General features: G+C 66.4%; 29 protein-coding genes and 1 tRNA gene. 11 read left to right on the forward strand and 19 right to left on the reverse strand.

Annotated features, from left to right (window positions below; all coding sequences use genetic code 11):
• The 8 genes from RIC54_RS20655 to RIC54_RS20690 form a co-directional block, all read left to right on the forward strand.
• Nucleotides 1–262: sigma-70 family RNA polymerase sigma factor (locus tag RIC54_RS20655; RefSeq protein WP_350151388.1), on the forward strand; the 262-nt coding region annotated here is incomplete at its 5' end.
• Between the two features lie 76 nt (nucleotides 263–338).
• Nucleotides 339–414, forward strand: a tRNA-Ile gene (locus RIC54_RS20660).
• A 120-nt stretch (nucleotides 415–534) separates the two neighbouring features.
• The gene (locus RIC54_RS20665) at nucleotides 535–933 is read left to right on the forward strand and encodes a hypothetical protein (RefSeq protein WP_350089266.1); all 399 of its coding nucleotides are present in this window, start codon (nucleotides 535–537) and stop codon (nucleotides 931–933) included.
• A gap of 30 nt (nucleotides 934–963) precedes the next feature.
• Nucleotides 964–1407: a YeeE/YedE family protein gene (locus RIC54_RS20670; protein WP_350089263.1), complete on the forward strand. Its 444-nt coding sequence runs from the start codon at nucleotides 964–966 to the stop codon at nucleotides 1405–1407.
• A 17-nt stretch (nucleotides 1408–1424) separates the two neighbouring features.
• Complete coding sequence (locus tag RIC54_RS20675) at nucleotides 1425–1847, forward strand: DUF6691 family protein (protein WP_350089260.1); 423 nt, start codon at nucleotides 1425–1427, stop codon at nucleotides 1845–1847.
• A gap of 121 nt (nucleotides 1848–1968) precedes the next feature.
• Entirely contained in the window at nucleotides 1969–4440 is a 2472-nt protein-coding gene (locus tag RIC54_RS20680; protein WP_350151390.1) for a GcvT family protein, read from the forward strand.
• Nucleotides 4441–4541: 101 nt separating this feature from the next.
• On the forward strand, nucleotides 4542–5084 hold the full coding sequence (locus RIC54_RS20685) for a hypothetical protein (protein ID WP_350089254.1): 543 nt from the start codon (nucleotides 4542–4544) through the stop codon (nucleotides 5082–5084).
• A gap of 69 nt (nucleotides 5085–5153) precedes the next feature.
• On the forward strand, nucleotides 5154–6248 hold the full coding sequence (locus RIC54_RS20690; protein WP_350089251.1) for a porin: 1095 nt from the start codon (nucleotides 5154–5156) through the stop codon (nucleotides 6246–6248).
• A 52-nt stretch (nucleotides 6249–6300) separates the two neighbouring features.
• On the opposite strand, the gene RIC54_RS20695 is transcribed toward RIC54_RS20690, so the two are convergent.
• The 8 genes from RIC54_RS20695 to RIC54_RS20730 form a co-directional block, all read right to left on the reverse strand.
• On the reverse strand, nucleotides 6301–7494 hold the full coding sequence (locus tag RIC54_RS20695; protein ID WP_350089248.1) for an acetylornithine transaminase: 1194 nt from the start codon (nucleotides 7492–7494) through the stop codon (nucleotides 6301–6303).
• A 217-nt stretch (nucleotides 7495–7711) separates the two neighbouring features.
• Entirely contained in the window at nucleotides 7712–8557 is an 846-nt protein-coding gene (locus tag RIC54_RS20700) for a S1 family peptidase (RefSeq protein WP_350089245.1), read from the reverse strand.
• Nucleotides 8558–8560: 3 nt separating this feature from the next.
• Nucleotides 8561–8974, reverse strand: a complete 414-nt coding sequence (locus RIC54_RS20705) for a DUF350 domain-containing protein (RefSeq protein WP_350089242.1) — start codon at nucleotides 8972–8974, stop codon at nucleotides 8561–8563.
• A gap of 3 nt (nucleotides 8975–8977) precedes the next feature.
• Nucleotides 8978–9490, reverse strand: a complete 513-nt coding sequence (locus RIC54_RS20710) for a PilZ domain-containing protein (RefSeq protein ID WP_350089239.1) — start codon at nucleotides 9488–9490, stop codon at nucleotides 8978–8980.
• Nucleotides 9491–9582: 92 nt separating this feature from the next.
• Nucleotides 9583–10719 (reverse strand): isocitrate/isopropylmalate dehydrogenase family protein, encoded by a 1137-nt coding sequence (locus RIC54_RS20715; protein WP_350089236.1) that lies wholly within the window; start codon nucleotides 10717–10719, stop codon nucleotides 9583–9585.
• 100 nt (nucleotides 10720–10819) lie between these two features.
• Nucleotides 10820–11455 (reverse strand): LysE family translocator, encoded by a 636-nt coding sequence (locus RIC54_RS20720; protein ID WP_350089233.1) that lies wholly within the window; start codon nucleotides 11453–11455, stop codon nucleotides 10820–10822.
• 164 nt (nucleotides 11456–11619) lie between these two features.
• On the reverse strand, nucleotides 11620–12384 hold the full coding sequence (locus RIC54_RS20725; protein WP_350089230.1) for a sulfite exporter TauE/SafE family protein: 765 nt from the start codon (nucleotides 12382–12384) through the stop codon (nucleotides 11620–11622).
• A 7-nt stretch (nucleotides 12385–12391) separates the two neighbouring features.
• The gene (locus RIC54_RS20730; protein WP_350089227.1) at nucleotides 12392–12784 is read right to left on the reverse strand and encodes a hypothetical protein; all 393 of its coding nucleotides are present in this window, start codon (nucleotides 12782–12784) and stop codon (nucleotides 12392–12394) included.
• Nucleotides 12785–13165: 381 nt separating this feature from the next.
• Between RIC54_RS20730 and RIC54_RS20735 the strand changes: the two genes are divergently transcribed.
• Nucleotides 13166–16810: an AsmA family protein gene (locus tag RIC54_RS20735; RefSeq protein WP_350089224.1), complete on the forward strand. Its 3645-nt coding sequence runs from the start codon at nucleotides 13166–13168 to the stop codon at nucleotides 16808–16810.
• Here RIC54_RS20735 and RIC54_RS20740 read toward each other — a convergent pair whose 3' ends face one another.
• The 8 genes from RIC54_RS20740 to RIC54_RS20775 all read right to left on the reverse strand — a co-directional run bounded on the left by RIC54_RS20740 (nucleotide 16811) and on the right by RIC54_RS20775 (nucleotide 22774).
• On the reverse strand, nucleotides 16811–17050 hold the full coding sequence (locus tag RIC54_RS20740) for a ribbon-helix-helix domain-containing protein (protein ID WP_350089221.1): 240 nt from the start codon (nucleotides 17048–17050) through the stop codon (nucleotides 16811–16813). It abuts the gene before it with no gap.
• Entirely contained in the window at nucleotides 17047–18441 is a 1395-nt protein-coding gene (fumC, locus tag RIC54_RS20745; RefSeq protein ID WP_350089218.1) for a class II fumarate hydratase, read from the reverse strand. The genes RIC54_RS20740 and fumC overlap by 4 nt, the downstream gene beginning before the upstream one ends.
• A 23-nt stretch (nucleotides 18442–18464) precedes the next feature.
• A complete protein-coding gene (locus RIC54_RS20750) occupies nucleotides 18465–19829 on the reverse strand; it encodes a class I SAM-dependent RNA methyltransferase (protein WP_350089215.1) in 1365 nt (454 codons plus the stop codon).
• Between the two features lie 16 nt (nucleotides 19830–19845).
• Nucleotides 19846–20499: a 2OG-Fe(II) oxygenase family protein gene (locus RIC54_RS20755; RefSeq protein ID WP_350089212.1), complete on the reverse strand. Its 654-nt coding sequence runs from the start codon at nucleotides 20497–20499 to the stop codon at nucleotides 19846–19848.
• Nucleotides 20500–20566: 67 nt separating this feature from the next.
• The gene (locus RIC54_RS20760; protein ID WP_350089209.1) at nucleotides 20567–20920 is read right to left on the reverse strand and encodes a YbaN family protein; all 354 of its coding nucleotides are present in this window, start codon (nucleotides 20918–20920) and stop codon (nucleotides 20567–20569) included.
• Between the two features lie 162 nt (nucleotides 20921–21082).
• On the reverse strand, nucleotides 21083–21418 hold the full coding sequence (locus RIC54_RS20765; protein ID WP_350089206.1) for an ArsR/SmtB family transcription factor: 336 nt from the start codon (nucleotides 21416–21418) through the stop codon (nucleotides 21083–21085).
• Nucleotides 21419–21493: 75 nt separating this feature from the next.
• A complete protein-coding gene (locus tag RIC54_RS20770) occupies nucleotides 21494–22060 on the reverse strand; it encodes a carboxymuconolactone decarboxylase family protein (protein WP_350089203.1) in 567 nt (188 codons plus the stop codon).
• A 24-nt stretch (nucleotides 22061–22084) separates the two neighbouring features.
• A complete protein-coding gene (locus RIC54_RS20775) occupies nucleotides 22085–22774 on the reverse strand; it encodes a glutathione S-transferase family protein (RefSeq protein WP_350089200.1) in 690 nt (229 codons plus the stop codon).
• 213 nt (nucleotides 22775–22987) lie between these two features.
• Between RIC54_RS20775 and RIC54_RS20780 the strand changes: the two genes are divergently transcribed.
• Together RIC54_RS20780 and RIC54_RS20785 are read left to right on the forward strand one after the other, a co-directional pair.
• Nucleotides 22988–23776 carry a hypothetical protein gene (locus RIC54_RS20780; protein WP_350089197.1) on the forward strand — a complete coding sequence of 263 codons (789 nt, stop codon included), beginning with the start codon at nucleotides 22988–22990 and terminating at the stop codon, nucleotides 23774–23776.
• Between the two features lie 18 nt (nucleotides 23777–23794).
• Nucleotides 23795–24193 carry a hypothetical protein gene (locus RIC54_RS20785; RefSeq protein ID WP_350089194.1) on the forward strand — a complete coding sequence of 133 codons (399 nt, stop codon included), beginning with the start codon at nucleotides 23795–23797 and terminating at the stop codon, nucleotides 24191–24193.
• Here RIC54_RS20785 and RIC54_RS20790 read toward each other — a convergent pair.
• The 3 genes from RIC54_RS20790 to RIC54_RS20800 all read right to left on the reverse strand — a co-directional run bounded on the left by RIC54_RS20790 (nucleotide 24187) and on the right by RIC54_RS20800 (nucleotide 25354).
• Complete coding sequence (locus RIC54_RS20790; protein WP_350089191.1) at nucleotides 24187–24600, reverse strand: hypothetical protein; 414 nt, start codon at nucleotides 24598–24600, stop codon at nucleotides 24187–24189. The genes RIC54_RS20785 and RIC54_RS20790 overlap by 7 nt on opposite strands.
• Nucleotides 24601–24667: 67 nt before the next feature.
• Complete coding sequence (locus tag RIC54_RS20795; RefSeq protein WP_350089188.1) at nucleotides 24668–25078, reverse strand: hypothetical protein; 411 nt, start codon at nucleotides 25076–25078, stop codon at nucleotides 24668–24670.
• Between the two features lie 96 nt (nucleotides 25079–25174).
• Nucleotides 25175–25354 carry a hypothetical protein gene (locus tag RIC54_RS20800; protein WP_350089185.1) on the reverse strand — a complete coding sequence of 60 codons (180 nt, stop codon included), beginning with the start codon at nucleotides 25352–25354 and terminating at the stop codon, nucleotides 25175–25177.
• Nucleotides 25355–25357 lie beyond the last annotated feature (3 nt).

Consider the following 25357-nt stretch of genomic DNA (forward strand, 5'->3'; position numbering starts at 1 on the left):
CGCGGTCCAGCCGCTGGACGCGGCGATCCACGCCAACCTGCGCGAGACCACCACGCGGGTGCTGGCCAGCCTGACCCCGCGCGAGGAGCGGGTGCTGCGCATGCGCTTCGGCATCGGCATGAACACCGACCACACCCTGGAAGAGGTCGGCCAGCAGTTCAGCGTGACTCGCGAGCGCATCCGGCAGATCGAGGCGAAGGCGCTGCGCAAGCTGAAGCACCCGAGCCGTTCGCGCAAACTGCGCAGCTTCCTCGACTACTGAGCATCGACGGGTCTCGTGCGTTGACAGCCGGCGGGCTAGCCCGGTAACTGGCTGGCAACGCCGGACCGTCGGCGCCGGACCCGTAGTTCAGCGGTCAGAACGCGCCGCTCATAACGGTGTTGTCGCAGGTTCGAATCCTGCCGGGTCCACCACTTCTTCGTCTCCGCTGGTCGATTGACGCAGATCAACGGTCCGCATTCGACGAGCGGCCATACTGCCGGTCGTTGTGTTGTTGGGATTGCGAGGAGAGTGGAATGTTTTCGGTTATTCGGGTGACGCTGGTCGCCGCCGCCTTGTTCATCGCTGGATCACTGCCGGCCGCCGCGCAGCAGTCCGGATCCGCGGGCGCAGCCTCAACGCCGGCTCCCCAGGCCGGCGAGAACATGTCTCATGATATGAACGCGATGCTGGAGCGGTTGCGTTCCGACTTTCAGCGCATGGCCGATGCGGCCCGCCGGAACACTCAGGATGTGCTGAATCGGCAGACCCTCGTCGTCATTACCACGGACCAGTTGATCGCCATCGCGGCCGGAGCGGTTGCGGGTGCTGTGATCATCGACCTGCTGGGTGGCGGCGGGATGGCGACGCTGACAGCCGCAGCCGTCGGCGGTGTTGCCGGCCATTGGATTTACTCCCAGCCTCCGCAACCTGCTCCTGTCCAAGGCGGTTGACAGTAGCCGGACCATGAACGGAGCTGCCATATGACATCGTTGACAATTGGTGCCGCCGCCACCGCGCTCGCCGGCGGCGCACTGATCGGCCTGTCGGCGGTTGTTCTGTTGCTGGGCGTTGGCCGGATTGCGGGCGTCAGTGGCGTGTTCGGCCGGATCCTTCCGCCCTTCGACGGCCGGCTGCCCGGCTGGGCCAGTGGATTCCTGATCGGTCTGATCGGCATCCCGGTAATCATCGCTGCGCTCGGTGCTGGCTTCGCGACCCTACCGCCGGTCGGACTGCCGTGGATTGTTGTGGGTGGCTTTTTCGTCGGCGCCGGCTCGACACTTGGCAACGGCTGTACCAGCGGGCATGGCGTCTGCGGACTTGCGAGGCTGTCGCCGCGGTCGATGGCCGCGGTTGCCGTGTTCCTGCTGGTGGCAATGGCGACGGTTGCTGCCGTTTCCGGTATCCACCAGCTTGGCGCGTCTTAGGGCCGGAGGACAAGCAGATGCGGGGTTTTCTGGTCGGCCTGATCAGCGGTGGCCTGTTTGGCGGGGGGCTGGTGCTGTCGGAAATGGTCAATCCGGCTCGCGTTCTTGGGTTCCTCAATGTGTTCGGTACCTGGGACCCGCGCTTGGCGTTCGTCCTTGCCGGCGCGGTGACTGTTGCCTTTGTCGGCCGCCGGTTGGTGATCGGCCGGGGCGAGCCGTTGTTCGAGGGTCGGTTTCACGAACCGACCTCCCGGACCGTGGACGCTCCGCTGCTCCTGGGCGCCGCCATCTTCGGCGTGGGCTGGGGGCTGGTCGGGCTGTGCCCGGGGCCGGCGCTTGCCGGTCTGGCAATGGGACAGCCGGAGACGCTCGCGTTCGTGGTCGCCATGGCCGCCGGGATGATCGTGGTCCGCTGGGTTCGCCACATCCAAAAGCGTTGAAGACCTTCTCCACCAGGACCTGCGATGCCCCGATTGCCGGTTCGGACGCTCTGTGAAATCGTCGGGAGGAAGATGCTGCCAGCAGGCGGCGGTCTTCACCGGATGATGGGAAGGGGCGGAGATGACGAATCTGCCGAGCCAGGCGCGGGTCGTGATCATCGGTGGTGGGGTGATCGGCTGTTCGGTCGCCTATCACCTGACAAAGCTGGGCTGGAGCGATGTCCTGCTGCTGGAACGCAAGCAGTTGACCTCCGGCACCACATGGCATGCCGCCGGGCTGATCGGCCAGTTGCGGGCCTCGTTCAACATGACCCGCCTCGCCAAGTACACGGCCGAACTCTATGACGGGCTAGAGGCCGAGACCGGCATCGCCATCGGCTATCACAAGAACGGCTCGCTGGCGGTCGCCCTGTCCGACCAGAGGTTCGAGGAGATGCGCCGCAGCGCGGCGATGGCCGGAACCTTCGGCCTGGAAGCCCACGTGTTGACCCCTGCGGAATGCCTGGAGCGCTACCCGTTGCTCAGCCCGGAGGGAATCGTCGGTGGGGTGTTCCTGCCGACCGACGGGCAGGCGGATCCCGCCAACATCGCGCTCGGCCTTGCCAAGGGCGCCCGCCAGCGCGGCGCCACCATCCTGGAGAATATCAAGGTCACCGCCATCACCCGGCGCGAGGGCCGGGTGACCGGAGTGCAGACCGAGCAGGGCCAGGTCGAGGCCGAGTACGTGGTCAATTGCGCGGGCATGTGGGGACGCGAGGTCGGCCGGATGGCCGGTGTCGACGTGCCGCTGCAGGCCTGCGAGCATTTCTATATCGTCACCGAACCGATCGCCGACCTGCCGCGCGGCCTGCCGGTGCTGCGGGTGCCGGACGAATGCGCCTACTACAAGGAGGACGCCGGCAAGATCCTGCTCGGCGCGTTCGAGCCGAACGCCAAGCCTTGGGGTGTCGACGGGAGTCCGGAGGACTTCTGCTTCGACCAGCTGCCGGAGGATTTCGAGCACTTCGAGCCGATCCTTGAGCGCGCGGTCAAGCGGTTCCCGCTGCTGGAGACCGCCGGCATCCATACCTTCTTCAACGGGCCGGAGAGCTTCACGCCCGACGACCGCTATCTGCTTGGCGAGGCCCCGAACCTGCGGAACTTTTTTGTTGCCGCCGGCTTCAACTCGATCGGCATCCAGTCCGGCGGCGGGGCTGGAAAGGCTTTGGCGGAATGGATGGAGGCAGGCGAGCCGCCGATGGACTTGTCGGACGTCGACATCCGGCGGATGCAGCCGTTCCAGGCCAACAAGCGTTATCTGGTGACACGGGCCAGGGAGGCGCTCGGCCTGCTGTACGCCGACCACTTCCCGTACCGTCAGTTCGAGTCGGCGCGCGGCGTACGCACCTCGGTGCTGCACGAGCGTCTCGCCGCCCGCGGCGCCTGCTTCGGCGAGTCGTCGGGTTGGGAGCGGGCCAATTGGTTCCTGCCGCCGGACTCGGCAGCCCGGGGGGAGCGGGCCGAATACGCCTACTCCTGGGGCAGGCAGAACTGGTTCGAGCATGCCGCCGCCGAGCATCGTGCGGTGCGCGAGGGTGTGGGCCTGTTCGACATGTCGTCATTCGCCAAGTTCCGGGTTGAGGGACCGGACGCCGAGGCGGTGCTGCAACTCGTCTCGGCCGCCGATGTCGCGGTACCGGTCGGGCGCTGCGTCTATTCCCAGTGGCTCAATCCAAGCGGCGGGATCGAGGCCGATCTGACCGTGACGCGGCTGTCGGAGACGGCGTTCCTGGTGGTGACGTCCGGTGGCGCCCAGACCCGCGACTTTGCCTGGTTGCGCCGGCATCTGCCTGAAGAAGCACGCTGCGTGGTGACCGACGTGAGCGCCGCCGAGACGGTCATCAGCGTCATGGGGCCGAAGGCACGGGATGTCCTGCAGCCGCTGACACCGCAGAGTCTGTCCAACGAGGCGTTCCCGTTTGGTACCGCACAATCGATCGAGATCGGCATGGGACTCGCCCGTGCCCACCGGCTCAGCTATGTCGGTGAGCTCGGTTGGGAGATCTACGTCACCACCGACATGGCTCGGCACGTGTTCGATGCGATCGTGGAGAGCGGCGAGGCGCATGGCCTGCGGCCGTGCGGAATGCATGCGCTGGACTCCTGCCGGATCGAGAAGGGGTACCGGCATTTCGGCCATGACATCAGCGGCGAGGACCATGTGCTGGAGGCCGGTCTCGGCTTCGCGGTGAAGGTCGATAAGCCGCGCTCAGCGTTCGGGGGATTCGTCGGTCGCGACGCGGTGCTTCGGCGCCGGGAGCAGGGCTTGTCGCACCGGTTGCTGCAGTTCCGGCTGACCGACCCGCAGCCGCTGCTTTACCACAACGAGCCGATCCTGCAGGACGGCAAGGCGGTCGGGCGGATCACCTCCGGGAATTATGGGCATTGGCTCGGCGGTGCTATCGGCCTCGGCTACGTGCCGTGCCGGAGCGACGAAAGCGTGGAGGAAATGCTGTCCCGCTCGTATTCGATCAACGTCGCAGGCGATGTCTGGCCGGCTGAGGTGTCGGCGCGGGCGATGTACGATCCAACCAGCGCTCGCATGCGGGTGTGATTGAAGATGGCCCATTTCGATCGGTGAGCTGAATCTTTTGTTGCAAACGACTCTCAGTAACAATATGAATTGCCTCCAGGCATCGATGCTGGGAGGCATGCATGGCTCGGCAGGACTTTGGGCGGCGTCAGTTACAATCGGGCGGTTCCAGCGCTGAGGAACTGCCGGTTCACGCGCTGACGACGGCGGAAGCGCTCCTGGTATGGGGCATCCGGCATTGGGTCGGGTGCCTGAAGGCCAGGACCGATCCGATCCCGCTGATGACGGCGGGTTTCGGATCCGGCGGGGTTGGAGGGGCCGTGCGGCCGTTGGAGGCCATCCTGATGCTGACCCTCGATACGGCGACAAGCCCGCGCGACGTCCGCTGCACGCATTGCGCGACAGTTGGCGACGGTGAGCGGGACCTTCTGGCAGCGGTCGCCTTTGAACAGGCGGGCCGGGCGGCCGACACGATCGGGAAGCTGCGCGAGTGGCTGCCCCCCGCGGCGTCGCGGGTAGCCAAAGATCTCGTTGCCGAAATCGCGCGAGCATTTCATAATTGCGAACTAATAGTTCCACCGCGTCGTGAATACGGGTCACGGCGCGTTGGGGGGCACTATCCAGACATCCGGGCCGCCGTTCCGGCGTCCCTGGCCGTGCATTGACGGTTTCCGCCGGCCCGCATCCGGTCGGATCTCGCAGGTGCATGTCATCGAACAATCAGAGGTCGTTTCATGAGATCCTGCCGCCACGCCGCGACGATCGCACTTCTTGCTGGCACAGTCGCATCGCCGTCCCTTGCCGCTGAACGTCTCAACGTTGAGATCGGGGGCGAGATCACCCAGTATTTCGGCTACGCGAACAATGACGACATCACGACGGGCGATTTCACCGGGTTCGACCTCAAGACCGACACCGGCAGCGTCCTGACGTTCGGTGGCGACTTCACGCTCGACACCGGCCTGCAGGTTGGCGTCGAGGTTGGGTTGGATGTCCAGAGTTCGGGCGACGACCAGATCGACGGCAGCTATCTGTGGCTGGAAGACCGGTTTGGCCGCCTCGAGATGGGTTCAAACGACAACGCGGCGGTGCTGATGCACTACGCGGCGCCGGATGTCGGGATTGGCATCAACGACAGCGATCTCGCCGACTGGATCATCAATCCGAGCACCGGCGACGCCGACTCGGCGTTCCTGTCGACCTACCTCTATCTCGGTGACGACAAGGCGACCAAGGTCTCGTACTTCACGCCGCGCTTCGAGGGATTCCAACTCGGCGTGTCGTACATTCCGGAGTTCGAGCGCGACAACAACGACCAGCCGGCCAGCGACCTCTACGGCAACGGCATCGCGATCGGTGCCAACTACGAGCGGTCGTTCGGTGAGGTCGATGTCGCACTGGCGGTCGGCTACCTGCGGGCCGAGAAGCCCGACAACTCGGCGGCGTCGATCAAGAGTGCGGAGGGCTACAGCATCGGTGGCAATGTCGGTTACGCCGGCTTCACCTTCGGGGCATCGTTCGCCGACACACAGGGCAACGGTTCAGGCGGGACCGACAGCGCGGTTTCGTTCGACGGCCGCGGCTACGACGTCGGCATTGCCTATGCGTTCGACGCGTTCCAGGTGTCGCTGTCGTACTACAACGGCAAGGTCGCGGATTCGACGGCTGCCGGCGACAGCAAGCACGAGACGGTCATGGCCTCGGGAAACTACGAGCTTGGACCGGGCGTGAACCTGCTGGCATCGGTGTTCCGGACCAACTTCAAGGCGGACACCGGCGTTCAGAACGAAGGCTGGGCCGCGATCACCGGCATCACCCTCTCATTCTAACGACTCAGTTCGACGGCGCCCGATCCACATCGGACCGGGCGCCGTTGGTTTGTCAGGCCGGTACTTTTTCACCCAGCTCGGCACATACCCCGTCCAGCATGGATACCGCCTGATCGATCTCGGCGTCGGAGATGGTCAGTGCCGGCATGAAGCGCAGGGTGTCCGGGCGCGGGGCGTTCACCAGCAGACCGTTGGACAATGCAGCCTCGACGATCGTCGGCCCGACCGGGCGGGTCAGGTCGAGCGCCAGCAGCAGGCCCTGGCCGCGCACCTGCCCGAACCGGTGGCGGCCGGACAGGCTTTCAAGCCTCCGCTGCAGGTGCTTGCTTGCCGCCTGAACCCGCTCCAGGAAACCCGGTGCGGCGATTTCCGCCAGGACGGCGGAACCGACAGCGCACATCAGCGGGTTGCCGTTGAACGTGCCACCCTGATCGCCGTATTCGAAACAGCATACCTCCTCGCGGGCCAGCAGGGCGGCAAGCGGCACGCCACCGCCGAGACCCTTGCCGAGGGTCATGATGTCGGGACGGACGCCGGAGTTCTCGAAGCCGAACATCCGGCCGGTGCGTCCGATCCCGGTCTGGATCTCGTCCAGGATCAGCAGGACGCCGCGCTGTTTGGTCAACGCCCGAAGCTTGCGAAGGTAGTCCGCGCCCGCCGGGATCACGCCGGCCTCGCCCTGGATCGGTTCCAGCATGACGGCCACCGTCCGGTCGCCGATCGCGGCTTCGACCGCGGCCAGATCGCCGAACGGAACCTTCGTGAAGCCAGGAACCTTGGGTTCGAACAGGTCCTTCCACGCCGGCTTCCCGGATGCCGACATGGTCGCCAGGGTCCGGCCGTGAAAGCCGTTCTCCATGGTGATGATCTCGTAGGCGCCGCCGCGGTGCTTGGCTCCCCATTTCCGTGCGAGCTTGATGGCACCTTCGTTCGCCTCGGCGCCGGAGTTGGTGAAGAACACCTGGTCGAGCCCGCTGATCCCCACCAAGCCTTCGGCCAGACGGATGGCGGCCTCGTTGTGGTAGGCGGGGCTGCAGTTGATGAGCCTGCCGGCCTGCTCTGCCAGCGCCTTGACGACCGGCGCCGGGCTGTGGCCGAGGCAGGTGACCGCCCACCCCTGCACTAGATCGAGGTAGCGCCGGCCGGCGGTGTCGTAAAGCCAGGAACCGTGGCCGCTGGCGAACACAACCGGCGGCCGGGGGGTGATGTCCATGAGAGCGGTGGTGGCGGTCTGCAAAGTTGTCATGTCCTATCCTCGTGGCGATGCCGGTGAGGGCCCGGACGCATGAACCGCGCGGCCGAGTGCTCGGCGGCGGCTGAAACGCTGGTTTCTGGGTATGAAAACGCGTCGAAGCCCGCCTCTAGGAGGCGCGGCGTCGCAGGCTGTCGGTGCGGCTCGACGTGTTCATGGCGCGCACGCTACTGCGTCTTCTTGGTGCCGGCAAGCGGGTTTGACGGCGGGGTTAGCGTGTCAAACAGATCGCCTTCGCGACAATCAGATCCTGGCGCAGCCGTTCGCCGGCGCTGGCGAAATCACGATCGGTCAAGGCGGGAACCGGTCCGTCGGTGACCGTGCTGACACCGGCCTGCGACCACAACTCCCGCATCGACTGTGGGGCCGTCGTAAAGGATCGGCCGCGGCGAAGTGATCCGGCGACATGGACGCCGACCAGGCGCCCCGCGGCGTCGAACACCGGGCCGCCGCTGATGCCGGACAGCGGGCCGTCGGTGTCGGGCACGCGCGTGATCTCCGCCCAGGCCAGGATCGGTTCCCGGGTGCTGTAGCGGCCGGACAGGCGCATCGTGCCGCTGCCGAGCAGGCGTGACCGCATCGCTCCTGGCTGCCCCTTGGGAAACCCGAAGTGATAGCCCGCCTGTCCGACCCTCAGGTCGTCGTCGCCGACGGCAACTGGTGCTGCCCTGACCGATGACCGGAACAGCGCGAGATCGGCATTGTCGTGGACAATGACCGCGTCGCCGCGGACTGCCCGTTTCGGGCTGGTCACGATCCCGATCTTGGCGCAGCCGTCGACGACGTGGCGCGCCGTCATCCACACTCCGACACCAACCGGGAACGCGGTCCCGGAACTGTCGTGCTTCGGGCCGATGTCGATCTGCACCACCGGATCGCCGGACGGGGGAACCGGTGCCGGGCGGACGGGCGGCGGCTGCGTCGGTGCGGGCCGGCGGACCGATGCCTGCGGTTCCGGCGGCGGTGCCGGGTCACCGAAAATATTGGAGGTCAGCGCCCCGATCAGCAGCGCGATGACGGCCACCAGCAGGCCGAACGTGTCGCTGCCGAAGCGCACGGTCTAGCCGGTGACGGCGGCGGCGTTGATGGCGGCAACCGCCAGTTTGACCGACGCCAGCAGGATGGCGGGCCCCATCTCTCCCGCCTCGATCCGATGGGACAGGCCCTGCATCAGCGCCTCGATGACCCGCAACGCCAGGATCTGCAGCAGCAGCGTGACCACGCCCCAGATCAGGATGTCCCAGACCCCGATGCTGGCGGCCAGGCAGAACGCCAGCGGGATCGCGAGGCCGAGGATGGCGCCGGAGAACGAAACGGCGGCCGCCACGTTGCCGTGGCGGATCAGGTTGATCTCGTCGTGCGGCGTGATGCGCGTGTACAGCGCAGCCGCACCGGCCAGCAGGCCAAGGGTGACGGCAAGATGCAGCAAGAGGTTCGGAAAACCCGACAGGAAGCTCTCAACGGCGGGGAGCATTGACTACCTCATCAACCAGGCGGCGGATCCGAGCGCAACGCCGGTCGCGATGAACAGGACAGCGATTCCGATACGCTTGAGACGGCGGACCAATGCGGCGTACCGCAGTGCCGCCTCCTCGTTGTCGACGAACTCACGCTCGACCGCCGACAGGATGGCAAGCAACCCGTCGATCTGGTCGGGCTTCAGGGGGGCGAACGCGACGCCGATGCGGTTGTCGTCCTCGTCCACCCGAACGACGGTGGCTTCAAAGCTGGAGTGCCAGTTCCGGTTGCCCGTCCGGCTGTGAATCTCCCCCGCGATCACCGTTCCGATGTCCGGACGTTCCACCGGCCGGTCGAGACCGAAGCCGCCGAGCGACAGGTCGTGGACCTTGTACCAGCCACCGTCGACCTGCGCCCACACGCGCCCCGCTTCGCGCCGGTGATGGACACGGCGTTCGCGACCGCTGGTCGGGCTGGAACCTTTCAGCATCGTCGGGTCCAGCAGATGATCTTCCTTGTGTGCCAGCGTCATGGATGCGATCGGCGGATCCTATGCGTTGCGCGCACCGGCTCTGGTGGAACCGACTCGGGATCATTATACGCCAAACCGGCTGCGGCGCACCGTCAGGCGGAATCTGCGGCGCGCTCCGCCTTGCCGGAGGTGATCGCGTCCATGACGGCGGCAGTGATCGACGCGGTTCCGTCGGTGCCGCCCAGTTCGGTCGGCTTCAGCGCGCTGTCGACGAACGCGCAGGACACCGCGCTGTCGAGAACACGACCGGCTTTGCCGCAGTCGGCGATGCTGTGCTGGTCGCCGAGCCAGTCCAGCATCATCGCCGCCGACAGGAAGGTGGCTGTCGGATTGGCGAGACCGCGACCCGCGATGTCCGGGGCGCTGCCGTGGCACGGCTGGAACACGGCGTGACGCTCGCCGATGTCGGCCGACGGCGCCATCCCCATGCCGCCCATCAACCCGGCACCCAGGTCGGACAGGATGTCACCGAACATGTTCTCGGTCGCCAGCACGTCAAACATCCAAGGCTGGCGCACCATGTTCAGCGCACAGGCGTCGACGTACATGTGACCACTGGTCAGGTCGGGGTGCCGGCCGGCCACTTCGTCGAAGATCTGCCGGAAGAAGTAGAAGCCGCCGATCACATTGGCTTTGTCGATGCACGTGACCTCGCCGCGATGGCCACGGTCGCGCCGGCGTGACGCCAGCTTGAAAGCGAAGTCGAACAGGCGCTCCGAACCCTTGCGGGTAAGCGTCATGGTGTCGTGTGCAGCGGACGGCCGGTCGGCGGGACCGTCGAACCGGGTTTTGCCGCGACCGGCGAACAGCCCTTCCGTGCTCTCCCGGATCAGCACGAAGTCCAGCGACTGGGCGCGCGGGTCGGCGAGCGGAACCGGCGTGCCGGGCAGTGTCCGAACCGGTCGCACGCCGGCGAACAATTCGAACTGCTCGCGCATGTCCAACTGCGGGGCGATCTCGCGGCCATCGGGATAGCGGATATCCGGCATCCCCATGGCGCCGAGCAGGATGGCATCGGTCGCCGAGGCCCGCGTCATCGCTTCCTCCGGCAACGCGGTCCCCGTCTCCTTGTAGTGTGCCGCCCCGGCGGCCTCCTCCTGGAACCGCAGATCGAAACCGCCGATCCGCTCCTGCAGGAGCCTGAGGATCTCGATCGTTGGCGTCATGACTTCGCGACCGATGCCGTCGCCCGGGAAGACCGAGATCTGGAAGGCGGAATTGGCGCTCATGCTTGGTTCCTTCAGGGTCCGGGTATGTCAGGCGCAATGGTTGCCCGGCCCGTCGTGCGGGGCAAGCGATCTCGGGTCGGATCTCTTGGTTCGACGCCCGTTACTGGTTGCGTGCCAATGCCAGGTTCACGCCGAGGCCGACGAGTATGCCCCCGCCAACCTTCTGAAGGGCGGAAATGAAGCGCTCTGATGCGCGCAGCTTCGCGGCGATCGCGTGCGACGTTTCGATGAGGATGGCATCGGTCATGCTGAACATCGCGTTCACGGCCACCCCCAGGACAACGATCTGTACCCAGACCGGGAGTCCGGCGGATGCGTCGGTGAACTGCGGCAGGAAGGCGAGGTGGAAGAGTGCCGACTTGGGATTCATCGCCTCCACGATGACGCTGTCACGCAAGGCTCTTCGCGCTGTTGGCGCCGACGGGCTGTGGGGTGCCGATGGCAGCACTGGCGCACCTCTGAGGTACCGGATGCCGAGCCAGATGAGGTAGGCGGCTCCGGCGAGCTTCATGACGATGAAGAGCGGCGGCACGACGGCCAGCAGTGCGGACACTCCGAACGCGGCCGCGGCGACGTGCCCGAGACCGGCAATGTGAAAGCCCAGCGCTGACAACCAGCCGGCCTGTCGGCCCGACGCCAACGTCTGTGCCGCAGCGTAGAGCATGCCCGGTCCCGGCACGCAGGCGAACACCATGGAAGCCAGGAAGAACGGGATCAGAAGGTCTGATGACGGCATGGGCGACTCCGGGAACCGAAAGCCCATTGTCGCGTGCCGAGCGCTGTGCCCGAGGGCGGCGAATCGTCGCCCGCGGGACGTCTGTTGCCGAACGCCGTCTCGACCCTCGCCCAGAAGCCTCCCGGATCAATCTCGACGGTACTCAGGATCCGTCGGTTCCGAATTCAGGACGCAAAGGCCTGCCACAGGATGCGCAGGGCGAGGGCGGTCAGCAACAGGCGAAAGCCCATTCGGAATGCGCGCTCCGGCATCCGCACGACGATGGCGCGGCCGAACAGCGTGCCAAGGAAGCCGGCGGCGATCATGACGGCGCAGAGCGGCAGCCAGGGCAGGTAGGCAAAGCCGGCGGCCGCGAATGCCGCGACCTTGAGGCCGTGCTTCAGGCTCATGCATGCGGCGAAGGTGCCGACGGTCGCCTGCCGGTCGCCGAGCCGCTCCGGCGCCAGGAACGGCGCCAGGAACGGGCCGGTCGCCCCGACGAACATGGTCACGAACGCAGTGGCGGCACCGACCAGGGCGAAACCACGCACCGGCACTGGCCGGTTGCCCAGCTTCGGCGCCCAGGTGGAGACCAGGACGAACACCCCGATGACCACCAGCAGCACCGACTTGGGCAGGCTGACGGCGACCCCGGCTCCGATGCTGACACCGACGACAGCGCCGAGCGCGAACCACGCCAGAATCGATCTCCGGACATGCTGGCGAAACAGCACGGCCCGTCCAAGGTTCGAGCCGAGCTGAATGACACCGTGCACCGGGATCAGCGCCGAGGGCGGCACGGCGCCGGCCATCACGGCGACCATCAGCAGGCCGCTGCCGAGGCCGAGGGCGGCCGTCAGCAGAGAGGCGATGAAGCTGACCGCCACGAGCCCGCCGGCGGTCCAGGGTTCGAGTGTCCCGGGCAGCAGCGCCGCGATCAGAGTTTCCAAACGATGGTCACTCCAGCCCGGCGGCGGCGTTCATCTCCGGCAGAAGCTTGTCGCAGGCGGTGAGGTTGGCGCGCACCTTTGGAATGGATTCGTCGGGTTTCAGGTCGATGATGTTGACCACGATGCCGGTGCGGCCGACGACGTTCTCCATGAACCAGGGTTCTCTCTGGCTCGGAGCGAGATGCTTGATGCCGAGCGCATCCACGACCGCGATGAACGCCTGCCGCTGCGCCTCGTTGCGCTCGACCGGCAGGTCGAGGCGGTCGAAGCCGGCTTGATAGAAGGCGGCGCAAGAGGCGGCGATCGCCATCAGTTCCTGTTCGCGTTCCGGCGTGGCGGCGTTGGCGCAGGCAGTCGCCAGGAGCGCTGCCGCAAACGTGAAGGCGGGCAGTCGGATCATCAGTCGTCCTCTGGGCGGGCGGCATCTAGGGTGCAGCACTATGCATAGTTCTGCGTGTCACCATCAACACCTCGGCTTTCTCAAACAGGAGACGGCCCGATGACGGATGCGGCCGCCGCTGCCGCACAGGACGCCGTTCGACCTCTGAGAACCCGTGTCCAGGCCGTGGACGACACCGCGCTTCGAGATTGCCGAGGCGTGCCAGATCGTCTGACCGAGCGCAGGCGTGCCGTTGCGCGTCGGCGGTGAACGAGGAACCCCTCGTTCGGCGAGTGGTTCGACGGATTCCCATGCGATTTCCGACGGTTCGCCGTATAACCGCCCGAATTGTGTGTACGCTGTCGGTGCTCGCCGTTTCGGCCTGAGTAGTGGAGGCTCCTTGTGCGCAAAGTCCTGATCGGTCTCGCCATTGCCGTCGTTGTTCTGATCGGGGCGGTTCTCGTCGTGCCGAGCTTCATCGACTGGAACGGTTACAAACCGGAAATCCAGAACGCGGCGAAGAAGGCGACCGGGCGGGATTTGCGCTTGGAAGGCGACATCGGCCTATCGGTGCTGCCGTCACCGGCATTGTCGGTGGAGAAGGTGGCGTTCGCCAACATCGAAGGCGGTTCCGAACCGGAGATGGTTCGCCTGGACTCGTTGCGGGTCCACGTGGCGCTGCTGCCGCTGCTGTCCGGCAAGGTCCACGTGACCTCCGTGACCCTGGTCAAGCCGACGATCGTGCTCGAGAAACTGGTCGACGGGCGGGCCAACTGGGAGTTTCCGGCTGATGGTGATGCCGCTGCGCCGACGCCCGGTGGAAGCGGGGGCGACGGCGCCGCCTCGGCGCCGGCGATCGCGCTCGACTCCGCCAAGATCGAAGACGGCACCTTGCTGTACCGCGACGCCGCGGGTGGAGCGGAGCATCGGATCGAGGCGCTGAACGTGACCGTGGCCGCGGGCGGCCTGCAGGGCCCGTTCGAGATTGATGGAACGTTCAAGTACCAGGGCATGCCGATGACGCTGCAGGCGTCGGCCGGACGGTTGGACACGCAGCGTCCGAATCCGGTGAAGGCGGCGGTCTCGGCGGCGGAGGGAGCTCTGACCGCCACGGTGTCCGGTGCGCTCGACATGGCAGGCGGCCCGGCGTTCAAGGGCGACGCCAGCATCGAGGCGCCGGACCTCGGCAAGGCCGTCGAGCGTCTGACCGTTGTCCTGGGCGATGCCGGATCGTCTGGGCCTGTCGGTGTCGGCCAGCGACTGTCCGTGAAGGCATCGCTCGACGGATCGCCGCAGGCAGTGAACCTGAGCGACCTAGTCGTGGTGCTTGGCGAGTCCCGGCTGCAAGGCAACGTCGCGGTGGCTTTGGCGGACGGGCCGACCGTGGACGCCAAGCTGACCGGAAACCGCCTGGACTTGGACGCTCTGTTGCCGGCGGCTGCGCCGGGGAGCGCATCCTCCAAGCCGGCGGCGCCGGCCGATGGTGGTGGTGGAACGGCAGCACCTGCAGCCGGCAGCTTCGCCTTGCCAACGGGCATCGGCGGGTCGGTGGACGTCGCGATCGACGCGGTGCAGTACAAGGGAGCATCCATACGCAAGGTCCGGTTGTCCGGCGATCTGGTCGACGGTGCCGGAAGCCTTCGGTTGATGACCGCGCAGTTGCCGGGCGGGACCGAGGTGACGCTTACCGGCACCGTGCTGGCGGAAAAGGGTGAACCGCAGTTCGTCGGCCGAATCGAAGCGATTTCGGACAACCTGCGCAGCACCTTGGAGTGGGCCGGGGTGGACATCACCGCGGTTGCGCCGGACCGGCTGCGCAAGGCGTCGATCAAGGCTGCCGTCGCGGCCACGCCGAAGAAGGTCGACGTCACCGACTGGACGATGGAACTGGACGCGACCAAGGCGAAGGGCGGCTTGACGTTGGCGATCCGAGAGCGGCCGGCGTTCGGGCTCAGCCTCGAAGTCGACCGGATCAACGTCGATGCCTACCTGCCGCAGGCGGCGGCCCCCAAGGCGGGTGCCACACCGTCCGGCGGCAATGCCGCGGCGCCGCCCGCCGGCGCCGGCAATCCGCTGTCCGCCCTGTCGGCGGTCGATGCGAACGTCAACATCAAGATTGGCGAGGCAACGGCGTTCGGCGTTCCGATACGCGACGGCCGGATCGATGCACTGCTGCAGAACGGCACACTGACCCTGCGCGACGTCGGGGTGGCTGATCTCGGTGGGGCCAAAGCGACGGTTGCGGGCGTCCTGCGCGATGCCGCAGGCAAGCCCTCGGTCGACATGACATTCGATGTGACGGTGGTGAATGTCGACCGGTTCGCCAAGCTGCTGTCCACGGAGTCACCGATTTCCGCCAAGCAACTGGGCCAGGTGTCGCTGAAGGGCTCGGCCGCTGGCGACATGCAGAATGTCAAGGTCGATGCCAAACTCGCGGTTGCCGGTGGCAGCTTTGGCGTCAAGGGCACGGCCGAGCCGCTGTCGGCACCGCCGAAGCTGGACCTTGCGCTGTCGATGGCCCATCCCGACGCCAGGAAGCTGGTTGCCGTGCTGGCGCCGGGAGCGATCGCCAACGCCGGTCCGCTTGGCCCATTGAGCGGCGAGGGGACGGTCGGCACGCGTCCCGATGGACGCTATGCCATCAAGCTCGCGGTCAGCGTGGCTGGCGGATCGGCAGCGCTGGTCGGCAACACCAATCCGTTCGCGGCTGTTCCCGACGCCGACATGGCGTTCGAAGCGTCGCATGCCGATGCCGTGAAGCTGATTCGGACCTTCGCTCCGGACTATCGGCCGGCCGGGTCGAACCTCGGTCCGCTCAAGGTTCGGACCCGCTTCCAAGGGCCGGTGGACAGTCTGAGGCTGTTCGAAACCGAACTGGGCCTCGGCAAGATCAAGGCAACCGGCGAAGGCACCGTCGACTCCCGGGGCGTCAGGCCGGCGGTGAAGCTGGCGTTGGCGGTGAACAAGGTCGAGGTCGATCCGTGGCTGCCGCCGTCGGCACCGAAGCCGGCCGGGGCCGTCCCGGCGGCCCCTGTGCCGGCCGGTGCGGCGGCGGCGCGGGAATGGTCGCGCGAACGCATCGACTTCTCGGGGCTGTCCACCATCGATGCCGACTTGACGGCGACCATCGAGTCGATCGTTTACGGCTCCTATGTCGTGGATAACGCGCAGCTGGTCGGCAAGCTGAAGGACGGTGTGCTCGACGTCTCGAAGCTTGCGGGTGGCATGTTCGGCGGGACGTTCGACCTGACCGCCCAGGTGGCGGACCGGCCGACGCCGACGGCGGCCGTGGTCGTCAAGGTACGCGACGCCGATGTCCGCAAGGCGGCCCAGACTGCGGCCAGCACCGACGCGGTCAGCGGGATCCTGACCTACGACACCGATCTGAAGACCCAGGGCGGGTCGGAGTTCGAGCTGGTCTCGGCATTGTCGGGCACCGGCTCGTTCAATGTTCGCGACGGGGTGGTGAAGGGGTTCGACCTGCGGGCGTTCTCCGACCGGTTGAAGGAACTCGACCGGGCGCCGGACTTCGTGCAGCTGGCGCAGAAGGCTCTGTCGGGCGGAGAGACCAACTTCACCGCCCTGACCGGCACGTACTCGGTGACCAAGGGCGTGCTGCGGTCGAACGACATCAAGCTGCAGGCCGACGCCGCGACCGGTGACGCCACCGCCGTGGTCAACCTGCCGCCGCAGCAGATGGAGGTCAACGCGGCGTTCCGGTTGTCGGAGCACCCCAATGCCCCGCCCGTCGGCGTTCGGCTGGTCGGGCCGCTGGATAATCCGCGCCGGATCCTGCAGATCGAGGAACTGCAGGCCTATGTCCTGAAGCGCATGGTGGAACGCGGCGTGCTGAAGCAGCTCGACAAGGATGGCAAGGTGCAGGACCTGTTGAAGGGGCTTGGCGGCGGTGGCTCGACGCCCGCACCCGCGCCGGCACCTGCTCCGGACTCTGGGGCTGGAGCGCCGCCAGCCCCTGCACCGGCCCCGGAACCGGCGAAGCCCGAGGACGCGGTGCGGGGGATCCTGAAGGATCTGTTGAAGAGGTAGTCAGGTCGCCGGATCGAGTCCGGCGCGCCGGGCGCACTGTTCCAGCACCCACACCCGGACCGCGCTTGAGAGGTTGGTCGTGCGGGTTCGGTCAATCTCGGCAACCAGAGAGTTGACCGACTGATCGCGCTCGCCGGCAAAGTGGCCGAGCCGCCGCCAGAACGCGTCCTCCATCGAGACACTGGTGGCGTGACCGGCAATCGTCACCGATCGCTTTCGCGGAGCGGTCAGGTCGCTCACCGCCCGGACCCCAGCATCAGTTCGGGCCTAACCCAGGCGTCGAAGTCCTCGGCGGAGACCAGCCCCAACCGCACGGCGGTTTCGCGCAGGGTCGAGCCGTCCGCGTGGGCTGTCTTGGCAATCTTGGCGGCTTCGTCGTAGCCGATGTGCGGGGCCAGCGCCGTGACCAGCATCAGGCTGCGACCCAGCAGTTCCCCGATCCGGTCTCGATCCGCTTCCAGCCCTTCGACGCACCGTTCGGCGAAACTGTCGGCAGCGTCGCCGAGCAGGCGGGCCGATTGCAGAAACGCGTCGATCATGACCGGCTTGAACACATTCAGTTCCATGTGACCGCTGGCTCCGGCGATGGTGATCGTCGTGTGGTTCCCGAACACGCGGGCACACACCTGCGTCAACGCCTCAGCCTGGGTTGGGTTCACTTTACCCGGCATGATCGACGATCCCGGCTCGTTCGCCGGCAGGATCAACTCGCCGATTCCGCAGCGTGGGCCAGAGCCCAGCAGCCGTACGTCGTTGGCGATCTTCATCAGCGACGCTGCGACGGTGTTGAGCGCGCCGGACGCCTCGACGATCGCGTCGTGCGCTGCCACCGCCTCGAACTTGTTAGGCGCGCTGACGAATGGCCGGCCGGTCAGGGTTGCCAACTCCTCGGCGAAGACGGTCGCGAACCCATCCGGCGCGTTGACCCCGGTGCCAACCGCGGTGCCGCCCTGCGCCACCTGATAAAGCCGCGGAAGCGCCGCTTCGACCCGGGCGATTCCCATGTCGACCTGGTGCGCCCAGGCGCCGACGGCATCGCCGAGCGTCAGAGGGGTCGCGTCCTGCAGGTGGGTGCGGCCGATCTTGACGATGTCGGCGAAGGCTTCCGCCTTGTCGGAGAGAGCGGCGTGCAGGTGCCGCAGGCCGGGCAGCAGCCGCCCGTGTATCTCCCGCACCGCCGCCACGTGCATGGCGGTCGGAAAGCTGTCGTTCGACGATTGGCTCTGGTTGACGTGGTCGTTCGGGTGGACCGGGGACTTGCCGCCACGCGCTTCGCCGAGCGCCTCGTTGGCGTGGCCGGCGATCACCTCGTTCAGGTTCATGTTGGTCTGTGTACCCGAGCCGGTCTGCCAGACCACCAGCGGAAACTCGCCGTCGAGCGCGCCGGCGGCGATGGCCGATGCGGCGGTGTCGATGGCGTCGGCGATGGTCTCGTCCAGCATGCCGAGCCGACGGTTGGCGCGGGCGGCCGCCTGCTTCTGCAGGGCGAACGCGTGGATCAGGGCGATCGGCATGCGCTCGCCGCCGATCGGAAAGTTCTCAAGCGAGCGTTGGGTCTGCGCGCCCCAGTACCGCTCAGCGGGCACCTCGATCGCGCCGATAGTGTCCGTCTCGGTCCGGGTCGCCGCCATTGTCATCTCCTCAGCATCGAAAGCTAGCGGCGGAAGACCGCCGCCAGTTCGATGTGGGGCGACCACAGGAATTGATCAATCGGCGTCACCTTATCGAGGCGATAGCCGCCATCGATCAGTATCCGGGCGTCGCGCGCGAAGCTCGCGGGGTTGCAGGACACCGCAACGACCACCGGCACCGTGGAGGCGGCCAGGGCCTCCGCCTGTTCCTTCGCGCCGCTTCTTGGTGGATCGAACACCACCACGTCGAAGCCCTTGAACTCGTCGCCCTCGAACGGCCGGTCGAACAGGTCGCGCGCCTCGGTGGTCAGGCGATCGCCGAGCGCGGCGGCGTCGGCAGCGGCGCGCAGGGCGCGGATCGCCTGGACGTCCCCATCGACCGCGGTCACCGGTGCGCCGTCAACCAGGGGCAGCGCCAGTGTTCCGACACCGCAGAACAGGTCGAGACGCCACCCGCGACCCTCGGCGGCGGCCAGCACGGCATTCCGGATCGCGGTTTCGCCGGTCCGTGTTGCCTGCAGGAAGCTGCCGGCTGGCGGTCGCACGTCGACACCGCCGAAGCGGATCGTCGTCGGCCGGCGCGCCGCCAGCGGCTCGGTTCGGTCGTGGCTCTCGCCACTGCGCCGCAGGGACAGCCTCGCCAGGTCGAGGGCGTCAGCCAACTCGGCCCAGGCCTCGCGCGCCGCCAGATCGGGCGCTTCCGGCAGCACCAGCAAGGCGTCGACCCCGGTATCCAGCAGGGTGAGCGAGAGGTCGGCCTCGGCTCCCTCCGTCAACCGGGCGCCGAAGGCTTCCCGGAACGCCGGCAGCACCGCCTGCAGGGCAGGCTCGAGGACCGAGCACGCCGTGATATCGATGATCCGGTTGCCCTGACGCTCGTGGAACCCCAGCACCGCGCCGCCCCTCAGGCGACGGACCGACAGGGTGGCGCGCCGGCGGGTTCCCGGTGGTGACAGGACCGGGGCATCGATCACGGTCTCGCCCAGGCCGAACCGGCGAAGGTGCGAGCGGACCTGATCGGCCTTCCAGGCGGCATATGGCTCGGTGGCCCAATGCTGCAGGGCGCAGCCGCCGCAGGTCATGAAATGCGGGCACGGCGGTTCGACCCGGTCCGGCGAAATCGCGATCAGTTCCAGGGGGCTGGCGGCAACGCCTTCGCCCCGGTCCAACTCCGCCCGCGCGAGCACCCGTTCGCCCGGCAGGGTGAACGGCACGAATACCGAGCGCTCCTTGGTCTCCCAGCCGAGCTTGACCTCGGCACGGCCAACCCCGTCGCCTCGACCACCCACGAGATCGATGGTCAATTCGATCGGATCGGCATTCGCCGGAACCTTGCCCTTGCGGATTGGCGTTGGGCGACCGGAGCCGCGGCGTCTTGGCGGGCGCATTACAGTTCTCCAGCGGTCATGCGCGTGTCCCGTCCTCGCGGAAGCCCTTCCACATGGGCGCGGAGTTCCGGGCGGCGTAGTCGTCCAGCATCACGTTGAAGCTGATGCTGATCCGCTCCTGGTTCCCGTAGTTCGGACGCACGCTGTGCCGCAACCAGGAGGGGAACAGCAGCATCCGGCCGGGTTTCGCCTCGATCTCGATCTCGGACTGCGTTTCCGGAACGGCCTTGGTGGCGACCGGCTGGATCAGATGGGCCTGAGGGCGCGGGTCGTGGAAGCTGATGGCGTCGGCGTTCGGCGGGGTCTGAAGGTAATAGACGCCTGAAATCAGGTTGTTGGGGTGGATGTGCGGCGGATGGAAACCGCCCGCCGGATTGATGTTGGCCCAGCAGCCGGTGATCGTCCAGGTGCGTTCCCGCACCGCCAGAGCGTCCAATGCAGCCTCGACCGACCCCTGTACGAAGGGCAGGAGCGGCGCAAACTCCGGGCGCTGGTGCAGGTCGTGGGTGGTCTGCCACGTTTCGCCCGGCTTCAGGTCAGGGCGCGGCGTGAACCAGCGTTCCAACAGGGCCAGCAGCCTGCCGTTGATGTCGAGGGCCTGATCGGCGGGCAGATCGAATCCCCAGACGGGAGTGGCAAACAGCGGAAACGCGGCGGTTTTGGCGAACATCGGCTCCTCCAGGAATCGCGCGGACCCTAGCCGATGCGACGGAGTCTCGCCAGCGCGACGCGAACGGTCAGGCCGTACCGCGGGTGCCGTTCGGCCGGGTGACGATCCAGAGGGCGACAATCGCCATGATGCCGCCGGATATTGCCGGCAGAAGCCAGTCGCCGTCCGATATGAGGACCAGGCCGATGGCGGTGACGATCATCATCGATACTGCCGCGATCTTGGCTTTGATCGGGATGACCCGGTGGGCGTGCCAATTGCGAACCGTGGCGCCGAAACGCGGGTGCTCGTACAGCCAGACGTGAAACCGTTCCGACGAGCGCGAGAATGCCCACACGGCAACCAGCAGAAACACCGTTCCAGGCAGTCCCGGCAGGATGATTCCGGCGATACCAATGGCCGTGCAAACGACACCGAGCACAAGAAGAGCCCCGCGGGCCGGGGCACAGAGCCGGCGCGCGGGGCGAGCAGGGGTCTCGGTTCCAACGACTTTCGTCATGGCTCGTAAATATAGCGCAGGCGGTCTGAACGCAAAGTTAACGGCAACCGGCGGGTGTCGCTCCGGGGCATCCCGGCCGGCGGATCAGCCGCGGGCCGCCACGGGCTGGGGGCCGAATGGGGTGCGTTGTTCGACAGCGACGGTGCCGCAGCTTTCGATCAGGTAGTCGCACAGACGCTCGGGGCGGGTTGGATGGCAGGCATAGATGATGTGCCGTCCCTGCCGACGCGAATGGACCAAGCCTGCCTGCTCAAGCTGGGCCAGATGGTGCGACAGCGTCGATGCAACCACGCCAAGGTGATCGGCAATGGCACCGGCCCTGAGGCCGTCCGGCCCGGCCTGCGCCAGGAGTCGGAAGGCCTCCAGGCGAGTCGGCTGCGACAGGGCGGCGAAGGCCATGGTGGCGGTCAGGATGTCCATGCTTCGATTATCGTCGAAGCCTGCGACGGGACGGTTACGAATGCATGACGATTTTGTGACGGCGTCGTTGGCCGGCTATTCGAGCTCGGGTACCTGGTCGCCTTCCAGCGGCACGTTGAAGGCGTTGATGGTCATCGAGATCAGCGTGTAGTAGCCGAGGATTCCGACCAGATCGACGACTTGGGTCACGCCGAGCACTGCGACGGCCTCGTCGTACAGGGCCTGCGGCACCTTGTGGTCGATGTGCAGGGTGCGCGCGAAATCGTGAACCACCCGTTCATCGGTCTTCTCGAAAGGCGGGGTGCGCCGGTCCCGGATGGCATCGACGACCGCCTCCGACAGGCCGGCTTTCAGTGCGATGGGCTTGTGCACCGACCACTCGAACTGCGCCGACCACACCCGGCCGGTCACCAGGATCGCAAGCTCCGACAGGCGCGGCTCCAGGCTGGTCCCGAACCGGCAGAACGCGCCCAACCGCTGAGCGTTCTCGGCCAGCCCGGGGCTGTGCAGCCAGATCGCCAGCGGACCTTGGACGCGGCCGCGCGGACCGGCGGCGATGGCGTCGTGGATCGCTTTCTGCTCGGGCGTCAGTCTGGCGGGATCAAGGGCGGGCAGCCGCGGCGGCGGAAGGGTGATGGTCATCTTCGACTCCAGATCGCTGTGCGGTCAGGCGGCAGCCGGTTCGCTGCGCCCAACGCCATTGTGCAGGTCGAGCACACGCTCGAACCAGGCATGAATCGGATCGCCGGCTGCGACGACCCCGAAGCCGCTGGTGCAGCGGGCCCACTGCAGGGTGCCGAACAGGGCATAGTCGGCATAGGTCGCTGAAGCGCCGCCAATGAACGGCTGGTCCTTCACCACGATCCGGACCGGTTCCAGCGCCTTGCGGAACCCCTCGACTTTCTCCTCGCGTCCAGCCTGGACTTCGGCCAGCGCCTTGCCGAAACGCTTCTCCCGCGAACTGACGAAGTAGTCGCGGTCCGACCCATCCACATGAGCCACCACGTCGGCGACGATCAGCGGGGCCAGCAATGGCTGGATGGTCAGGTTGACGAAGGCATTGATCGCCTTGGCCATGCCGCGGCCTTCGAGCGAGCCGAACAGCGACGGCCGCTGCGGGTAGGTGTCTTCCAGGTGTTCCGCTATCGCCCAGCTGTCGTGGACCACCTTGTCGCCGTCTCGGATCACCGGCACGAGCGGCTGTCCGGAGAACCCGATCTTGTCCTTCTCGGTGAACTTGACCAGCTCCAGGGCGTAATCCAGCCCCTTGTGGGCCAGCGCCATGCGGGTGCGCCAGCCATACGGACTGAACCGCTTCGAGTCGCGCCCGCAGAGGTCATAGAACGTGATCGTCATGCCGCATCTCCGCAGGCTGCTAGGACAGGTCCGGCAGTCCTAGCACCGACGCCGACGAAGCGGCAACGCGGATGATCTGGGGCCGGCGCGTGCTCTCGTTCACGCTGGCCTGACCGATACGCTCGCACACCCATGGATGCAATGACGGACTCTGATTGCAGTATTTGGTAGTGTATATTGACTTCACACCAACATGTCGTGTGGAGGATTACTATGCCTGCTCATACTCTGGAGGCTCTGCGGCTCGATCAATCGGTGCCGAGGACCTCCTATGCGCGCGCGATCGTGCAGGAATACGTCGACGCAGCCCAGGAACTGTTCGCGCGCGACCATCTCGCCTTCAACATGGAGTTCGATCTGGCCGACTGGTGCCGGATTATCTCCCATGCTCCGCGCACCGACGGCCGGAATCCGGCCTTCGTGCCTGGAGAGACACCGCCGCCCGACGATTCCTATTGGCTCCGGGTGACGCATCGCGACGGGCGTCTGGCGGCGATCATGGCGGCCCGGTACATCGAGACGGATCTCGGATTCTACGATCACGTGCGTGACGGGCGACTGTGGTGGCCCGAGTTGCGGCCGCTTCCGGTCATCCCGACCCGATCGGGGCCCTCCGGCTCGATGGCGCACACCGGCGGTTTGTGGGTGTCACCCGACCCGGACTTTGCCGGGATCGGCATCAGCTGGATGCTAACGCGGCTCAACCACATGATCGCGCTGGCGCGCTGGAACCTCGACTGGGCCATCGGCGTCGTGTTCCAGAAGCTGGTCGATAAGGGCGTGGCAGCGAACTACGGAGCGGAGATGCGCGAGCTGATGCTGGACGCGCCGCTTGGTCCGGATGGAAGCAGGCTAGTTATGTATGCGCTGCCGAACAGCCGGGACTTCCTGATCGAGCGAACCCGCACCGATCTGGTCAATATCCGGAACAAAGAAGATCAGAAAATGCGTGACCTCGCCCCGTTCGCCAAAGGGAAGTATCAGTCGACGAAAGGTCGTTGAGGACCAGGCGGTATCGATATGCACCTGGGTCAGGTCCGGCTGCCCGAGGCTCTTGATCCGGGAGTATTCGAGACAGGCGTACCGGCGGAGCAGCAGGGATTGGTGATCGCCGATCCGATGATGTCGAAAGCCGCCGGCGCCAATCCGGGCGTCGGCGCCATAGAATTCGAACCGGAAGTTCTCAGGATCGTCAGGCCGGACATCGAGCACGTGACAGCGTGTCAGGGCGCCGGCTTTGAGCAGGAGATCGACGTTCAGGGTGTCCCGAGACGGCAGGCCGACGAAAGCGCCGTAGCGGATCTTCTTGAACGCCTGGATCAGCGGAAGGTCGTAGCCGCTGTCGAACAGGTTCGGCGATCTCTGCAGCGAGATCGAGCCGGTCCGGTCCGATATGGTCTGGACATTGCGCATCAGTAGATGATCGCTCCGAACTTCTGGTCACCGCTCGGCAGCGGGAAGTACAGGAACTGCACCGGGTATTTCTGGATCGAACTGCTCAACAGCCAGCCGCGCGGACTGTCATCGAACACCATGCCAGGGACGACGGTGTGCCTGAGCACCCTCTCGAATCGTCCGCCGGTGTCCTGGGTGGACGCGCTGATGATATCCGGATTCCGGCCGTTCTGATCGAACTCAAGAATAATAGCATTCTCACAGATACTCGGCGACAGTACCAGAAACGTAAACACGTCGCACCGGCGCAACGATGCCAGATGGCTGGAAACTCGAATAAGTCTTTCCGACCACTCGTCTATTCCGATCGAGTTAAGTGTGAAGTCGACCGTGGGCCGAGCATCAAATAGGTTAACAACGACGGCTGACATTCTCGTAACTCTCCACCCAGACCTTGAGGCCAACTTAAGCGCGTTGTGTGACCGCTCGCAAGCGCGGTTATTCCCGATCCTGGGGCATCTGAGATGCCCGACCGAGCACGTCGGCCAGGAACTGCTCGCGCAGTGTCGACGGATCGGGGCGCTCCTTCAGGCGAAGGATCACAGGAATCCAGAAATCCCAGGTTGCGCGAACCGCCTCCACCGGCACGGTGTGGGGCTCCTGACTTGCTGCGTCGTCACCGAAGGCCAACCAGACCTGATTCAAACCGGACGCGTCAGCCAGCGCGCGCAACTCATGCAGCGTGATCGGCCGGGTGCCATCGCACCAGCCGGCCAGTACCTCCTCGGCAAGGCCAAGCTTTCGGCTGGCGACCAGGACTCCGCCTGCCGCATCGATGGCCTTGGCGAGCCGCTGCCCCAACTCCAGCGTAAACCCGGGTACCGTCGGGCCTCCGTCTCCCGCCTTCATATGCCCTCGCGAACACTCAATGCACGATGGTCATTTTCGGTTGCAAAGATGAAGGGCGGCTTAACGGAGCAGTAATCGCGACGCGGCACGAGGGTCCTATGGCCGCCATCCCCGATCGCGCAGCATCAGGCGGGTTTCCAGGTCGACGGCCGGACGCAGCGGTGATCGCCATGGTGCGGGCAGGGCGTCGTCGGTCGGTATGTCCGGAACCGCATCCGGGCGGGCCGGTCGCCCCAGCCAGAAGGCCAGGCGCACAGGCAAGGTGTCGGCCAGCATCAC

Origin of the sequence: Thalassobaculum sp., from assembly GCF_040219215.1 — a bacterium.
GTDB lineage: Bacteria > Pseudomonadota > Alphaproteobacteria > Thalassobaculales > Thalassobaculaceae > Thalassobaculum_A.

Bases quoted from the DNA above. Each gene is read 5' to 3' on its own strand.
- RIC54_RS20670 (WP_350089263.1), top strand. From the start codon at position 964: ATGACATCGTTGACAATTGGTGCCGCCGCCACCGCGCTCGCCGGCGGC.
- RIC54_RS20675 (WP_350089260.1), top strand. From the start codon at position 1,425: ATGCGGGGTTTTCTGGTCGGCCTGATCAGCGGTGGCCTGTTTGGCGGG.
- RIC54_RS20680 (WP_350151390.1), top strand. From the start codon at position 1,969: ATGACGAATCTGCCGAGCCAGGCGCGGGTCGTGATCATCGGTGGTGGG.
- RIC54_RS20685 (WP_350089254.1), top strand. From the start codon at position 4,542: ATGGCTCGGCAGGACTTTGGGCGGCGTCAGTTACAATCGGGCGGTTCC.
- RIC54_RS20690 (WP_350089251.1), top strand. From the start codon at position 5,154: ATGAGATCCTGCCGCCACGCCGCGACGATCGCACTTCTTGCTGGCACA.
- RIC54_RS20695 (WP_350089248.1), bottom strand. From the start codon at position 7,494: ATGACAACTTTGCAGACCGCCACCACCGCTCTCATGGACATCACCCCC.
- RIC54_RS20705 (WP_350089242.1), bottom strand. From the start codon at position 8,974: ATGCTCCCCGCCGTTGAGAGCTTCCTGTCGGGTTTTCCGAACCTCTTG.
- RIC54_RS20710 (WP_350089239.1), bottom strand. From the start codon at position 9,490: ATGACGCTGGCACACAAGGAAGATCATCTGCTGGACCCGACGATGCTG.
- RIC54_RS20715 (WP_350089236.1), bottom strand. From the start codon at position 10,719: ATGAGCGCCAATTCCGCCTTCCAGATCTCGGTCTTCCCGGGCGACGGC.
- RIC54_RS20720 (WP_350089233.1), bottom strand. From the start codon at position 11,455: ATGCCGTCATCAGACCTTCTGATCCCGTTCTTCCTGGCTTCCATGGTG.
- RIC54_RS20730 (WP_350089227.1), bottom strand. From the start codon at position 12,784: ATGATCCGACTGCCCGCCTTCACGTTTGCGGCAGCGCTCCTGGCGACT.
- fumC (WP_350089218.1), bottom strand. From the start codon at position 18,441: ATGGCGGCGACCCGGACCGAGACGGACACTATCGGCGCGATCGAGGTG.
- RIC54_RS20750 (WP_350089215.1), bottom strand. From the start codon at position 19,829: ATGCGCCCGCCAAGACGCCGCGGCTCCGGTCGCCCAACGCCAATCCGC.
- RIC54_RS20755 (WP_350089212.1), bottom strand. From the start codon at position 20,499: ATGTTCGCCAAAACCGCCGCGTTTCCGCTGTTTGCCACTCCCGTCTGG.
- RIC54_RS20765 (WP_350089206.1), bottom strand. From the start codon at position 21,418: ATGGACATCCTGACCGCCACCATGGCCTTCGCCGCCCTGTCGCAGCCG.
- RIC54_RS20770 (WP_350089203.1), bottom strand. From the start codon at position 22,060: ATGACCATCACCCTTCCGCCGCCGCGGCTGCCCGCCCTTGATCCCGCC.
- RIC54_RS20775 (WP_350089200.1), bottom strand. From the start codon at position 22,774: ATGACGATCACGTTCTATGACCTCTGCGGGCGCGACTCGAAGCGGTTC.
- RIC54_RS20780 (WP_350089197.1), top strand. From the start codon at position 22,988: ATGCCTGCTCATACTCTGGAGGCTCTGCGGCTCGATCAATCGGTGCCG.
- RIC54_RS20785 (WP_350089194.1), top strand. From the start codon at position 23,795: ATGCACCTGGGTCAGGTCCGGCTGCCCGAGGCTCTTGATCCGGGAGTA.
- RIC54_RS20790 (WP_350089191.1), bottom strand. From the start codon at position 24,600: ATGTCAGCCGTCGTTGTTAACCTATTTGATGCTCGGCCCACGGTCGAC.
- RIC54_RS20795 (WP_350089188.1), bottom strand. From the start codon at position 25,078: ATGAAGGCGGGAGACGGAGGCCCGACGGTACCCGGGTTTACGCTGGAG.
- RIC54_RS20800 (WP_350089185.1), bottom strand. From the start codon at position 25,354: ATGCTGGCCGACACCTTGCCTGTGCGCCTGGCCTTCTGGCTGGGGCGA.